Annotated in this window: 15 protein-coding genes; 9 read left to right on the plus strand and 6 right to left on the minus strand. The window is 49.3% G+C overall.

The window, feature by feature from the left end; translation table 11 throughout:
• Positions 1–155: 155 nt before the first annotated feature.
• From HMPREF3277_RS00840 to HMPREF3277_RS00865, 6 genes are read right to left on the minus strand one after another with little or no spacing between them, the layout of a single operon-like run.
• Positions 156–812, minus strand: coding sequence for a MarC family protein (locus HMPREF3277_RS00840; protein ID WP_003756281.1), 657 nt, complete (start codon positions 810–812; stop codon positions 156–158).
• Between the two features lie 11 nt (positions 813–823).
• Entirely contained in the window at positions 824–1,987 is a 1,164-nt protein-coding gene (gene rodA, locus HMPREF3277_RS00845; protein WP_070869750.1) for a rod shape-determining protein RodA, read from the minus strand.
• Positions 1,980–4,019 carry a penicillin-binding protein 2 gene (gene mrdA / locus HMPREF3277_RS00850; RefSeq protein ID WP_094113426.1) on the minus strand — a complete coding sequence of 680 codons (2,040 nt, stop codon included), beginning with the start codon at positions 4,017–4,019 and terminating at the stop codon, positions 1,980–1,982. The genes rodA and mrdA overlap by 8 nt, the downstream gene beginning before the upstream one ends.
• Positions 4,020–4,028: 9 nt before the next feature.
• The gene (mreD, locus tag HMPREF3277_RS00855; protein ID WP_003763660.1) at positions 4,029–4,532 is read right to left on the minus strand and encodes a rod shape-determining protein MreD; all 504 of its coding nucleotides are present in this window, start codon (positions 4,530–4,532) and stop codon (positions 4,029–4,031) included.
• A 7-nt stretch (positions 4,533–4,539) separates the two neighbouring features.
• Positions 4,540–5,379: a rod shape-determining protein MreC gene (mreC, locus tag HMPREF3277_RS00860; RefSeq protein WP_003778898.1), complete on the minus strand. Its 840-nt coding sequence runs from the start codon at positions 5,377–5,379 to the stop codon at positions 4,540–4,542.
• An 11-nt stretch (positions 5,380–5,390) separates the two neighbouring features.
• Positions 5,391–6,428: a rod shape-determining protein gene (locus tag HMPREF3277_RS00865; protein ID WP_003778899.1), complete on the minus strand. Its 1,038-nt coding sequence runs from the start codon at positions 6,426–6,428 to the stop codon at positions 5,391–5,393.
• A gap of 227 nt (positions 6,429–6,655) precedes the next feature.
• On the opposite strand from HMPREF3277_RS00865, the gene gatC reads away from it, so the two are divergent.
• The 9 genes from gatC (at position 6,656) to HMPREF3277_RS13285 (ending at position 13,233) form a co-directional block, all read left to right on the plus strand.
• Entirely contained in the window at positions 6,656–6,946 is a 291-nt protein-coding gene (gatC, locus tag HMPREF3277_RS00870) for an Asp-tRNA(Asn)/Glu-tRNA(Gln) amidotransferase subunit GatC (protein ID WP_003763641.1), read from the plus strand.
• Positions 6,947–6,975: 29 nt separating this feature from the next.
• Positions 6,976–7,461, plus strand: coding sequence for a hypothetical protein (locus tag HMPREF3277_RS00875; RefSeq protein WP_070869751.1), 486 nt, complete (start codon positions 6,976–6,978; stop codon positions 7,459–7,461).
• A 64-nt stretch (positions 7,462–7,525) separates the two neighbouring features.
• Positions 7,526–8,287 (plus strand): WGR domain-containing protein, encoded by a 762-nt coding sequence (locus tag HMPREF3277_RS00880; RefSeq protein WP_070869752.1) that lies wholly within the window; start codon positions 7,526–7,528, stop codon positions 8,285–8,287.
• Between the two features lie 2 nt (positions 8,288–8,289).
• The gene (locus HMPREF3277_RS00885) at positions 8,290–8,922 is read left to right on the plus strand and encodes a DUF6714 family protein (RefSeq protein WP_246830733.1); all 633 of its coding nucleotides are present in this window, start codon (positions 8,290–8,292) and stop codon (positions 8,920–8,922) included.
• A 102-nt stretch (positions 8,923–9,024) separates the two neighbouring features.
• Positions 9,025–9,606, plus strand: a complete 582-nt coding sequence (locus HMPREF3277_RS00890) for a DUF4303 domain-containing protein (protein ID WP_070869753.1) — start codon at positions 9,025–9,027, stop codon at positions 9,604–9,606.
• 77 nt (positions 9,607–9,683) lie between these two features.
• Complete coding sequence (gatA, locus tag HMPREF3277_RS00895) at positions 9,684–11,132, plus strand: Asp-tRNA(Asn)/Glu-tRNA(Gln) amidotransferase subunit GatA (protein WP_070869754.1); 1,449 nt, start codon at positions 9,684–9,686, stop codon at positions 11,130–11,132.
• A gap of 100 nt (positions 11,133–11,232) precedes the next feature.
• Positions 11,233–11,652 carry an SMI1/KNR4 family protein gene (locus tag HMPREF3277_RS00900; RefSeq protein ID WP_070869755.1) on the plus strand — a complete coding sequence of 140 codons (420 nt, stop codon included), beginning with the start codon at positions 11,233–11,235 and terminating at the stop codon, positions 11,650–11,652.
• Positions 11,653–11,710: 58 nt separating this feature from the next.
• Complete coding sequence (locus tag HMPREF3277_RS00905) at positions 11,711–12,580, plus strand: DUF2262 domain-containing protein (RefSeq protein ID WP_070869756.1); 870 nt, start codon at positions 11,711–11,713, stop codon at positions 12,578–12,580.
• A 200-nt stretch (positions 12,581–12,780) separates the two neighbouring features.
• A complete protein-coding gene (locus HMPREF3277_RS13285) occupies positions 12,781–13,233 on the plus strand; it encodes a hypothetical protein (protein WP_094113427.1) in 453 nt (150 codons plus the stop codon).
• Positions 13,234–13,237: the final 4 nt, after the last annotated feature.

Below are 13,237 nucleotides of genomic sequence, written 5' to 3' on the forward strand. Positions count from 1 at the left end.
TGCCGCCTAAAAGGCGGCCCGGATGCCTGATTATTAGGTATCTGGGGAGGATTAAGGGCGCATTTGGGTAGAATCAGGAGTGATTGGGGCGGAAACAGCCGAAAACCTGTGTTGGGGTTTCGGTTGCCGGGGGGAAGGGCTTTTTTGCAAAGGTCTCAGCCTGCCAGTTGCGGGAAAATGGATTTCAATCCCGCGACGATGATTTCTACGGAGACGGCGGCAAGCATCATGCCCATGATGCGGTTGAGGATGGTCAGTCCTGTCGTGCCCAGTTTTTTGCTGATTCGCCCGGCGACGATGAGGATAGCGTAGCAAATCAGGCTGACGAGGAAGCCTGCGGTAAGGATCAAAGCAATATCGCTGTAATTTTTGGCGGCTGAGGCGTAGATGATGACGGTAGAGATACCGCCCGGACCGATGGTGATGGGAATAGCGACGGGAACGACGGCGATGGCTTTGGCGTTTTTCTGGATGTGTGGTACAACGCCCTCTTCCTTGTCGCCACCGATATTTTGTTTGGCGGGGTTATCGTTGCCGTTCATCATGGAGATGGCGATAAGCAATACCAAAATACCGCCGCCGACTTGGAAAGAGCCGACGCTGATGCCCAATATTTTCAACAACATCCCGCCCGTCAAGGTGAAGACGGCAATGACGATGAAGACGGCGAGCGCGGCGGTGCGGGCGATACGGCGTTTTTCTTTGGTGCTGTGATCCTGCGTCAAATCGAGGTAAATCGAAAGCGCGCTGAACGGGTTGATCAGTACAAGGAAGGCAACCAAAAGTTTGCCGATTTCTACACCTAATTCCATTTTTTATTCCCTTATTGGTTTTTTGTAGAGACGTTTACGTCCGCTTTGTCGTTGAATTCGTAGCGGCGTTTGGTTTTGTGCTCGCTGGAAATACCCATCAGCAGCGCAAGTACGGTCATGATGGAGAGTGTTGCAGTGCCGCCGTAGCTGACCAACGGCAGGGGAACACCGACAACGGGCAAAATGCCGCTCACCATGCCCATATTCACAAAGGCGTAGCAGAAAAAGGTCATGGTCAATGCGCCGGCAAGCGTGCGGCTGTAAAGCGATTGGGCTTTGGCGGCAATCAGCAGTCCGCGCGTCAGGATAACGAGGTAAACCAGCAGCAGCAAGATGTTGCCGATCAAACCGAATTCTTCGCCATATACGGCAAAAATGAAGTCGGTCGTGGACTCTGGAATGTAATCCAAATGCGTTTGTGTGCCGTTGAGCCAGCCTTTCCCCCAAACACCGCCCGAACCGATGGCAATCATGGACTGGATGATGTGGTAGCCTGCGCCCAAAGGGTCCTGCGTCGGGTCAAACAGCGTCAGGACGCGGGTTTTCTGATAGTCGTGCATCCCGTAGTTCCACAAAAGCGGTAATGCGGCAACAAAGGCGACGATGGCGGCAAAGATGACTTTCCACGGCAGGCCTGCGAAAAAGACAATGAAAATACCCGATGCCATAATCAAAACCGCGGTACCCAAGTCGGGCTGTTTCAAAATCAGCGCAACGGGGACAAGGATTAAAAGCATGGCGATGATGTAGTGAAACCATTTCAGACGACCTTCGTGCCGCTGGAAGTACCAAGCAACGGTCATGGGCAGGACGATTTTCATGATTTCGGACGGCTGGATGCGCGTGAAACCCAGCTCCAGCCAACGGGTAGAGCCATTAACGGTCACGCCCGCGACTTCGACGGCGACAAGCAGCAACACGCCAATCAGGTACATCGGCAGCGCAACCTTTGCGGCATCACGCGGCTTGAACGAGGCAACAAACCACAACAGGGCGAAGCCGACGACCGTATGCAGGGTTTTGTGTTCAAGCTGGCCGAAATCCTGCCCGTCCGCCGAATAGAGTAAAAACAGGCTCATGATGTAGATGGCGAGCATGGGGAAAAACAGCCACGGGTCTATCGGAGCAGATACGGTGCGCTTAATTTTCGCCCACATTCCGACCGTTTCATTCATGATTTGCTTCCTCCTGTTTCAGACCGTAGGCTTTTTGGAATATGGTCGGCGGTTGGGGTTGTGTGCGGTGTTGTTGCGGTTCGGGCATTCCGCCTGCGTCGGGGTCGTCTGAAAACTGCTGCGGCTTGACGTTGAGCATATAAAAATCGGTCAGGCTGCGGGCAAGCGGTGCGGCGTAGGCGCCCCAGCCGCCGTTTTCCAGAATCACGGCAATGGCGATTTCAGGCTTCTCCAAGGGGGCGAACGAAATAAACCACGCATGGTCGCGGTGTTGCTCGCGCAAAGCTGCGGCGTTGTAACGACCGCCCTGCTTGATTTGCACAACCTGCGCTGTGCCCGTTTTGCCGCCCATACTGTAAGCCAAACCGCCGCCGATGCGGTGTGCCGTACCGCCCGGTTTCAAGACTTTCTCCATCGCCTGTTTGACGTATTCGAAGTTATCTTGTTTGAACGGGATTTTGTATTCAGGATTGGGATTGATACGCGTGATTTTGCGTTTGTCGAAATCCAACAATTCTTTCACCAAATGCGGTTGATAAACCACGCCGTTATTGGCGAGCGAAGCGGTGGCGTGTGCCATTTGCAGCGGGGTGTAAGCATTGTAACCCTGCCCGATGCTGACCGAGACCATCTCGCCTGCGCGCCATTCTTTGGCGGTAGGATCGGACGATCTGGCAAAGCGTTTCGCCTTCCATTCGCGGCTGGGCAAAACGCCCGTATATTCGCTAGGCAGGTCGATGCCGGTTTTTTTACCGAACCCGAATTGCGCTAAATACGGCGACGCTTTGTCTATGCCCATTTCGTAGCCCAAGCGGTAGAAAAAGGTATCGGACGACACCTGTATCGCCTTGCTCAAATTCGCCGAACCGTGACCGCTGCGTACGGAATCTCGGAAAACGTGGCGGCTGCCGGGGATGCTCCATGCGCCGGGCGCGGGAACGACCGTCGTTTGGGTAATTTTGCCGCTTTCCAGCAAAGCCATGCCCATAAACGGCTTAAACGTCGAGCCCGGCGGATACAGACCTTGCGTTACGCGGTTGACCAAAGGCTTTTTCCAGTCATCATTCAAGGCTTTCCAAGTTTCGCTGTCGATTCCGTCGATAAAAAGGTTGGGATCGAAAGAAGGTTTGGAAACGAATGCCAACACCGTACCGTCTTGCGGATTGATGGCAACAATCGCCCCGCGCCTGTCTCCCAATATTTTATCTGCCTCTTGCTGCATACGGATGTCCATGCCCAAACGCAAAGTTTGCCCCATGCGCGACGGCACGTTTTTCAAGACGCGAACAATATTGCCGTAAGCGTCTTTTTCCACTTCTTGATAGCCGGGCGCGCCATGAAGCTGCGGTTCGTAATATTTTTCCAGCCCCGATTTGCCGATGTGCGTGCTGCCGCGATAGAGTGCAGTCAAGCCCTCTTCTTCCAAAATTTCCTGATCTTTGTCGCTGATGCGACCGATGTAGCCTAAAAAGTGTGAAGTCAGCTTGCCATAAGGATACTCGCGGAAAGTACGCGAATTGACTTCTACGCCTTTAAATTCATTAAGATGCACGGACAATTTTGCCGCTTCTTCATCTGTCAGGCGCAGCTTGAGCGGGATATTTTCAAATTTGCGGTAGCTTTCGCGGTATTTGTGGAAACGCTTCAAATCAGTAGGCGTAATATCGACATACTTCCGCAGGGCTTCGATAACATCCTCCATCTTACCCTCAATACGGCTGGGGATGACTTCCAACGAAAACACGGGATAGTTTTTTGCCAGCGGTACGCCGTTGACATCTACGATTTCGCCGCGGACGGGCGGAGTCGGAATTAATGTGATGCGGTTGCTGGATGCCTGTCCGGAAAAATCGTCATGCCGGAACACCTGCAAATAGACAAACCGCGCCACCAATGCGGCAAACAAAACCACAATCAAGATAAACGCCACCAACAGACGCAATAAAGAATCGGCTTGCGCCGCCTTTGCAGTCTGTGTTTTACCGCTACCGCCATTTTTCAGACGACGTTTCATAGTATTCAGTATGGACATGGTTTCACGTTATCTGTTGGCGCGATAAAAATTGGTCAGTACCAGCATCAACTGGCTCAAGAAAGGCCAAAGCAGCGCGCCTGCCAAAGGCGCGATGAAACTTTGCCAAGTGATGATTTGGTTGTTGAGGAACAGGCGCGCCGCCACCAAGACCGCCTGATGGCAGAACAATGCTGCCAATACCGCCCCTATCTGCATGATGTGGCCGTAGAGCATGATTTGACGGCGCGTGTTCAAGATGAAATACACCATGACCGTATAAGACAATGCGTGCAGCCCCAAAGTCGCTGCCGTTGCGGCATCGACTATCAAGCCGAGCAAAAACGCAATGCCCATGCCGACGCGTTGGGGATGATGCATAGACCAATAAAGCAGCATCAGCGCAGTCAGTTCGGGCAGCCAAAAAAACACATCAAAGGGGAAAGGCATGAAATCGACAAGCATGGTTACGGCAAAACTTGCCGCAATCACGCCGACGGGCATGGCACGGTAGGAATCGTCAAAATCGTTCATGAATGATTTATTGGGAAGAATGGGAAGAAGACAGAACCAAAACAAAGCGGCTGCGGCGCAAGGCGGCAAACGGGGTCAGTTCTGTGTCGTAATAAGGCGTACCTGAAGCGCGGACGACTTTATCCACGCGGGCTACGGGAATGCCTGCCGGATAAATACCGTCCAAGCCGGAGGTAATCAAAACATCCTGCGGCTTCAAATCCGAGCCCGTCGGGAAATAACGCAAATCCAAACCCACGCCATTGCCGTAGGCGAGATTGCGTTCGCCCGTACGCTCAACGGCAACAGGGACGATACTTTGCGCAGCCGCCATCAGCTCGACTTCCGCACTGTTTGCGTGAACTAAGGTAATCCGCCCGATTAAGCCGTTTTGGTCGATAACGGCATCGCCTGCCGCCACCCCTTCGCCACTGCCTTTATTGATAATCAAACGTTCGGACAGCGGGTCTTTGCCACTGGACAATACTTCAGCACCGATAACATTGCTGATGCCTTTTTGCTGCAAGCCGTATAGCTTTTTCAGCTCCTGCAATTCGCTCAGATTGACCTTATCGCGTTGAAGCTGGATTTTCAGACGACCGTTTTCCTCCAAAAGGAGACGGTTTTGTTCCAACAGCTCGGTTTGTGATTGAGATTGGTTGGAAAAATATTGATAGAGACGGACCGGCTGGTTTGCCAACCATTGCACCGGATAAAGAATCTCCGCCGCCGCAGTGCGCACGGGCTGCATCAGGTTGAAACGGCCGTCCGCCACCATAATGCCGGCACCCAGCAAAAGATACGCAATAAAACGAGGCAACAGCTTTTGGCCCTTTGCCTCGTCAAACCGTAAAGAAGAATGTTCCATTTCAGCCTGCCTTACGGGTTATCCACAAAGACGGCATTCCATTTGCCGATGTAATCCAGGGCTTTACCCGCACCATAAGCCACACAGTTCAAAGGCTGGTCGGCAATACCGACAGGCAGCCCCGTCGCATCCGCCAAAACCGTATCCATGCCGTGCAACAGCGCGCCACCGCCCGTTAACATAATTCCCCTGTCGGCAATATCGCCGGCCAACTCAGGCGGAGCCTGTTCCAAAGCAAGGCGCACGGCGCGGATAATCTGATTAACCGTTTCGCTCAAAGCCTCGCGCACTTCTTCCGAAGTAATAGCAAGCGACTTGGGCGTACCTTCCGCCAAATCGCGACCTTTAATCCTCATGGCGGTTTCGGTTGCAAAACCTGAGGCTGAACCGATTGTTTTCTTCAATTCCTCAGCCGTCGCTTCACCAATCAACACGCCGCGATGACGGCGCAGATAATGCACGATGCTCTTATCAAACTCATCGCCTGCCGCACGGACGGAGGCGGAATAAGCCATACCGCCCAACGACAAAATGCCGATTTCCGTTGTGCCGCCGCCGATATCCACCACCATCGAACCGGCAGTATCCTCAATCGGCAAGCCTGCACCCAAAGCAGCCGCCATCGGCTCCTCAATCAAATGTACGGAAGATGCACCTGCGGCGAACGCAGAATCCAAAATCGCCTTGCGTTCCACTTGAGTTGCCCCGCCCGGCACACAGATCACTACACGCGGCGGCACAACCGAATTACCTTGTATTGCTTTTTTAATCAACATACCCAGCATACGCTCGGCAATCGTAAAATCAGCAATCACCCCGTCCCGCATAGGACGGACGATTTCAATATTGCGCGGCGCGCGCCCCTGCATTTTCTTGGCTTCCGTACCCACGGCGACAATCTTGCTTTTACCGCCCGTACCCGATTGAACCGCCACCACAGACGGCTCGTCCAAAACAATGCCTTTACCACGCACATAAATCAACGTGTTCGCCGTACCCAAGTCAATGGCGATATCGTTTGAGAAAAAACGGGATAAAAAACGAAACATAAAATACCTGAATATCGGCCCAGCACCGATTTTATTTAATTGTTATTCAAAATATTAAAAACATGGAAACAACGCCTTTTCAGACGACCTCCCTACTCCCCGTAATGAAACGTATGGCGAAATCACACGCCGTTTGAGTAGTTTTCGGTTATAATTCTTCGTTTCATCGAAGAAGAACGCAATGATACCCCAATAAAGGGGCGTTTGCTATCAGACAAGGATTTTTTATGGCTTTAAGCTTAACCGATGTGGAAAAAATCGCCAAACTCTCACGCCTTTCGCTGACCGAGGAAGAAAAAGGCAAAACCCTCTCAGAATTGAACGACATTTTCGCCATGGTCGAAAAAATGCAGAGCGTGAATACAGAGGGTATCGAGCCGATGGCACACCCCCACGAAGCCGCCCTGCGCCTGCGCGAAGATAAAGTTACCGAAACCGACCATGCCGCCGAATATCAAGCCGTCGCCCCTGAAGTGCGCAACCGCCTGTATATCGTGCCTCAGGTAATTGAAGAATAGATGGAGTTTATCCTTTAGGAAAACCAATAATGAATAAATTTTTGACCACATTATTACTTGGCGTACTCACGGTTAACGCCTACGCTATGCCTAAGGATGACAACAACCCTAAATCCTCTGTATTGCCTGTTGTTCATTCCGAGCAAGTCGTGCATTTGTATGACTACGAAACACCTGACGGGAAATACAGCGCATCACTCTATCCGAACAGTATCAAAAATCTCGGTAATGGTTGGTATTCAACCATTACACGGCATCAATCTGCGGGTTCAGGCAAACATGCCCATATGCTGATTTTAGATTGGGTACATTGCCAAGAACCCAAACAATCTGTTATGAGCGCGATTGCCCTGTTTGACAAAAACGGACAACTTGAAGAGCGTATCGACGTTCACAATTACAATAGTCCCAACAAAATGTCGCAAGAAGCCATTGAGCAGCTGAAAAAGGAAGATTCCAGCGAAACAATGCACAGTGACAAAATGGTGGAAACCGTTTGCAGCCGCGTAAAATAAAAATGTAAGTTATTTTACCTGGTTTAAATATTTGCAGCTTCAGACGACCTGAAAAGGAATTTCTGTGAAACAAGCCTTCATTTATACTGACGACAAGTCCCAGAAATTTTGGATTATCAATTCCGATGGTAGCGACATCATGGTCAATTTCGGCAAACTTGGTGCAACCGGACGTTACCAAATTACCGAATACGACGATGAAATCGAGTGTCAAAAAGCTGCTGATAAGCTCATTACGCAAAAGACCAAAAAAGGCTACAAACCTGCTCCTGATTTTAATTTCATCGACCGCTTTTATTTTGACGATGAAGATTTCGGTCCACATCGCAAAACCTCGCATCCACACTTCGTCCGATACTTAACCGATGATTTCTATTATGACTGCGGTGACGAAGAAGCTCCGTTTGGCAGTGATGAAGGCAGTGATGCGTTGTATGAGCTTGCACAAGCCTTCCGCAAAAATACCGATCTGGATATATTGGCTTTCCCTCAGAAATTGATTTGTGAATATTGGGGTATGGATTACCTGCCGCCTCAAGCAGACCAAACTGCCAAAAGCATTGAAGAACTGTGTAAACAACAGGAAACTGAAGTTTACCAATCCGATAGAGTGATTATTGCTGCTACATTCGGCAGCATTAAAATTACAGGTCGTCTGAAACCTGAATTGCAGCAACTTGCCCTACTTGCCATGCAGAGGCTTGACATATTGGCACAACTACGCGGTTGGTGTTTTGCTGGTACTTTGTCTGAGATCAATCAACAAATGGCAGATGACTTGCAACGTTTTGCTGTTGCACAGGTGAACCATTTTCAGACGACCTAACTATGAAACATCAGCGTGCCGAGCCTGTATACACAATGTCTCCCAAGCGAATCATCAAGATACTGGGCTACCTGCGTGAATATGCTCAACAGTGGAACAAAACATACGAAGAAATCGCGGAGCAAGTCTGTCACGCATTTGCCGATACCCAACTAAAGAACGGAATCGGAATATTGGAAGCCGACTGCGTGGATGACTGGATGGATACCAATAATCCGGAACGTTGCCGCTATCGCGCTGAAGATGAAAAGGATTATTGGGAAAATGTCCTTTTTCAAGGACACCGCGTAGGAGAAATTCCGCGTTTTAATCCCTGTTCCGCCATCACATTTATGGATAGCATAGGCAGGCATTTCGCCCTACCATATTACTTGCTTTGGGCATTACAAGACCCTGACGGTATGGTTGCCGATACATTGGCTTACGCATTGGAGAACAGCTATTACACAGATGAACTGCTGCTCAACGCTGCTCAACAACGTGCTTTGTTGAATACAGTCCGTTTTCTCGTGGAAATAACGGCAAATACCTACGACGACGGCTACTCTTCATATATTGACAGCCCATGGCAGGCTGCATTTGAACACTTAAATCAAATATTGTCAGATGCCAATATTTTGCCCGATAAAAAGTAATCCTTCCAAGAGAAGGTCGTCTGAAAGAACAAGTACGGTTACAAAACAGTTCTGTTTCGCATACGAATAGAATAGACAAAATGCACGACGCAAAGGAACCTCATGCCCATCGAGCAACAACACCTGCACACAGTTGCCATTAGCCACATCCACCAATGTTTCAACCATATCAAGCAACAGGTTGAACAGGCAGGCAAAGAAGTTGCCGCGTATTATTTCTATGTGGTGGACGACTTTTTTGCCGCAGGTAACGCTGCGATTACCCATCAGGATTTAGAAGCCTTTGCTGCCAAGCACAGGAAAAAATACAAAAACTGCACCATCCTGCAAGCGATTTGGGATGGCAGATGCACACTTTATGAAGGCAAAACCGAAATCCAGAATGCTTCAGATAACTGGCTGGAAAACCAAAGCGAGCTCTACCAAGTTGCATACCGCAGCATAGAAAATCTAGGTGAGGATGACGACACCTATCAGCAAAAACGCACCGAATATGAAAAAGTCCTGATAGCCGCACTACAACAATGCGACCAAGAAGGCCTGTTCGGCAACCGCGCCGAAAACGGTATATTGCTGTTTGCATTTTATATTGATGATTATGATGAAAATGATGAACAATCACTGCTTTACCGTTCCGCCACGCAACTCAACCAACCGGATACTTACCAAAAATTAATAGGTTGATGTTTTCAGACGACCCTGAAATCAGCCTACACCATTAAACTATTCAAAATCCCACTTATTTAAACTAAAAGACTCTTATGACCCAATACACCCTCAAACAAGCTAGCCAACTGCTGCAATCTAAACAAATCTCCGCCGTCGAACTGGCAACCGAATACCTCGCCGCCATTGCTGCGCAAAACCCGGCTATCAACGGTTACATCACCCTCGACCAAGACAAAACCCTCGAAGAAGCCCGTGCCGCCGACGCGCGTATCGCGCAAGGTAATGCTACTGCACTCACTGGCGTACCCATCGCCTATAAAGATATTTTCTGCCAAACAGGCTGGCGCAGTGCGTGCAGCTCCAAAATGTTGGACAATTTCGTTTCACCCTACACTGCCACCGTCGTACAAAACCTGCTCAATGAAGGCATGGTAACGCTCGGCCGTACCAATATGGACGAGTTTGCCATGGGTTCGACCAATGAAACCTCGTTCTACGGCGCGACTAAAAATCCGTGGAATCCCGAACACGTTCCCGGCGGTTCATCCGGCGGTTCCGCAGCCGTCGTTGCCGCACGTCTTGCTCCTGCCGCGCTCGGTTCAGACACCGGCGGTTCTATCCGCCAGCCTGCTTCACACTGCGGCATCACCGGCATCAAACCCACCTACGGCACAGTTTCCCGCTTCGGCATGGTTGCCTACGCTTCCAGTTTCGACCAAGCCGGTCCGATGGCGCAAACCGCCGAAGACTGCGCGATTTTGCTCAATGCGATGGCGAGCTTCGACGAGCGCGATTCCACCAGTTTGGAACGCAGCAAAGAAGACTACACCCGCGACTTGGACAAACCGCTCAAAGGCATAAAAATCGGTCTGCCTAAAGAATATTTTGGTGAAGGCGCGGATGCCGATGTGCAGGCTGTTTTACAAAGCGTCATCGACCTTTTAAAAGCGCAAGGCGCGGAAACTATTGAAGTTTCCCTGCCGCAAACCGCCCTGTCCATCCCCGCTTACTATGTCCTCGCTTCCGCCGAAGCCAGCACCAATCTTTCCCGCTACGACGGCGTACGCTACGGCCACCGCGCCGCCCAATTCGGCAACCTAGAAGAAATGTACAGCAACACCCGCGCCGAAGGCTTCGGCAGCGAAGTCAAACGCCGCATCATGATCGGTACTTATGTGTTGTCGCACGGCTACTACGACGCCTATTACCTGAAAGCCCAAAAACTGCGCCGCCTCGTTGCCAACGATTTTCAGACGGCCTTCGCGCAATGTGATTTCATCCTCGCGCCGACTGCACCCACTGCCGCTCCGAAACTCGGCAGCGACATCCATGATCCCGTGCAGATGTACCTTTCCGACATCTACACCATCGCCGTGAATCTGGCCGGATTGCCCGCCCTGACTCTGCCCGCCGGTTTCAGCAACAGCGGACTACCCATCGGCGCGCAGTTCATCGGCAACCACTTCTCCGAAGCCAAAATTCTTGGCGCAGCGCATCAAGTACAACTGGCGAGTGATTGGCATACGAAAGCACCTGTGTGAAGTTTTCAGGTAGCCTTTGAGGTCGTCTGAAAGGCTACCTGAAAATAGTAGAATTCGTAGCATTATTTTTTGAATCATCTTTTTCAGGTAGCCTGAAGTAATGCACCAACCCCAAATCCCGAAAAACTACGACAAATTACGCAAAAAATATGAAGGTCTGGGTGGTAGGCCCAATCAGGAGCAAGACCAATTCGGCTACAAGCTGTTTACCGAAACCCATATTTTTTACAATTCAGACGAAATCCTAAAATATAGCCGCGAGCTACCCAAGGATTTCCCCACAGAGGAAGCTGAAGAATATGTCGACCACCAAAAGCAAAACGAATACGATTTAGGCTATATTACCAATTCCTCGCAAATCCTCGTATTCGGTGTTGATGGCAGCAATTGCTCGTTCTGCATGGATTTCTCAGAAAATAAAGAAATGCCTCGTGTGATTTATTGGGATGACGGCGAGCTGACATGGCGTGTTATTGCTAATTCATTAGAAGATTTTTTTAGCTTATTTAATTGGGCATAGTTTTGGATCTACCTCAGATTAATTCCCAAACCAGTACAGTCAATTTGCAAGGGACCCTATGAACCCCATTCAAGACTTTGATAACTGCTATCTCCCTGAAGAAATTGAAATTCTTTTCACGGCTGCTGATAGCAATATTGTTGAGTCAGTACACCCGCGCATTAAAACGCGCTATGTTTGTCAAGATGGATTGGCATACATCAACTGTAACACTGGGGAGTGTGTTAACAATTTGTGTGACATTAACTGGGTCGGCACAGAAGCTGAAGTTGTAGCAAAATTGCAGGAATTTGAGATTGGACATAACTACCGTTTACGCGTTCGTCGTCGCAAACCCGCTGCTGCAGAATCATTCCCACACACCGAACCTGAAAGGCTGCCCGAAATCTTCCGCCACAGTTTCATGTTAGTGGATATTCTCGAACGAAATGTTGCTCACTCCGAACTAGACCACATCGTCGCCGAATACCTTCGCCCTGTGACCTACACCGACACACGGGGTTGGACGTGGACAATGGATAAAAAATACGGTGGTGGGCATTTTTCCACTACCGTTCAATGGCAGGGCGAAGAGCTCAACCTAAGCCTCCATACCGACGGTAACACACTTTCCGAACACGACTCTGCCTTGCAGGACTGCCACTCCTTCTTTGCCGACTACGAACAACACATAGACAGTCTGAAAGAATACATCGCCCAAGAAATGCTCAGTACTGCACACGAACTAGAACTGCAACAGGACGAACCGCCTGCCGAGCCAATAACTGCTACCGAGCTTAAACACCGCGTATCGATATTCTCCCTGAACTTTTATGGCAATGGTAAATTCCGCGCTACACTTAGCGACGACGGCATTTTTTGGCATCATATTATTGATGTGGACGGTAACTTAGACGGTAGTTATGATGAAGTGGAATTAGACGGCTAAACGACATTTTTGGTTGTATTCAACCACACTATTACATTTGGATGGTATGGTTAAATAGCGGTCATCAACAATGCTTAGTTATAATTGATGAAATCCAAAGTAGAGAAATGGTATGAATTTGAAACTCATAAAAACCCAACGGCAACATTAAGAAACCGTCTAATTTCTAGCAGTCTGAAACTAACAAAATTACTAAAATAATGGAATATTACGATTACTTTTCCCCAAAATTTTGGCAATTCTTATGGGGTTTATGGCAGACAACGGGGCTGGAAATATCTACAAGCATTGTGTTATTTCTGCTGTACTGGCTCATCCTTTCTGTACTTGTTACGTACATTTTGTGGCGTAAACGTCCAAAAACGCCGCATTTTTGGCGAAAACATTTGTTACTCAATAGCATTATCTGTCTACCTTTGAGTTTGTTTATCAACCTTGGTTACACAGTCATGCGTTTTATTATGCCGGCTCGCAATCAAGCGGCATATTACGGACAGTTGACGTTGCATCCTCTGGAACAAACATTTGTTACATTATTTAATGTTATTTATTCTTACGAATGGCTGTTCCTCGTATCTGCTGTGGCTGCTGTGAATGTATTACTACTGGCTATTTGGCGTAAAAAGCTTTTTAAACAATCATCGCCATCCTGAATGC

Origin of the sequence: Neisseria sp. HMSC70E02, assembly GCF_001838645.1 — a bacterium.
GTDB lineage: Bacteria > Pseudomonadota > Gammaproteobacteria > Burkholderiales > Neisseriaceae > Neisseria > Neisseria macacae.

Coding starts and splice junctions, on each gene's coding strand:
- HMPREF3277_RS00840 (WP_003756281.1), bottom strand. CDS start 812: ATGGAATTAGGTGTAGAAATCGGCAAACTTTTGGTTGCCTTCCTTGTA.
- rodA (WP_070869750.1), bottom strand. CDS start 1,987: ATGAATGAAACGGTCGGAATGTGGGCGAAAATTAAGCGCACCGTATCT.
- mrdA (WP_094113426.1), bottom strand. CDS start 4,019: ATGTCCATACTGAATACTATGAAACGTCGTCTGAAAAATGGCGGTAGC.
- mreD (WP_003763660.1), bottom strand. CDS start 4,532: ATGAACGATTTTGACGATTCCTACCGTGCCATGCCCGTCGGCGTGATT.
- mreC (WP_003778898.1), bottom strand. CDS start 5,379: ATGGAACATTCTTCTTTACGGTTTGACGAGGCAAAGGGCCAAAAGCTG.
- HMPREF3277_RS00865 (WP_003778899.1), bottom strand. CDS start 6,428: ATGTTTCGTTTTTTATCCCGTTTTTTCTCAAACGATATCGCCATTGAC.
- gatC (WP_003763641.1), top strand. CDS start 6,656: ATGGCTTTAAGCTTAACCGATGTGGAAAAAATCGCCAAACTCTCACGC.
- HMPREF3277_RS00875 (WP_070869751.1), top strand. CDS start 6,976: ATGAATAAATTTTTGACCACATTATTACTTGGCGTACTCACGGTTAAC.
- HMPREF3277_RS00885 (WP_246830733.1), top strand. CDS start 8,290: ATGAAACATCAGCGTGCCGAGCCTGTATACACAATGTCTCCCAAGCGA.
- HMPREF3277_RS00890 (WP_070869753.1), top strand. CDS start 9,025: ATGCCCATCGAGCAACAACACCTGCACACAGTTGCCATTAGCCACATC.
- gatA (WP_070869754.1), top strand. CDS start 9,684: ATGACCCAATACACCCTCAAACAAGCTAGCCAACTGCTGCAATCTAAA.
- HMPREF3277_RS00900 (WP_070869755.1), top strand. CDS start 11,233: ATGCACCAACCCCAAATCCCGAAAAACTACGACAAATTACGCAAAAAA.
- HMPREF3277_RS00905 (WP_070869756.1), top strand. CDS start 11,711: ATGAACCCCATTCAAGACTTTGATAACTGCTATCTCCCTGAAGAAATT.
- HMPREF3277_RS13285 (WP_094113427.1), top strand. CDS start 12,781: ATGGAATATTACGATTACTTTTCCCCAAAATTTTGGCAATTCTTATGG.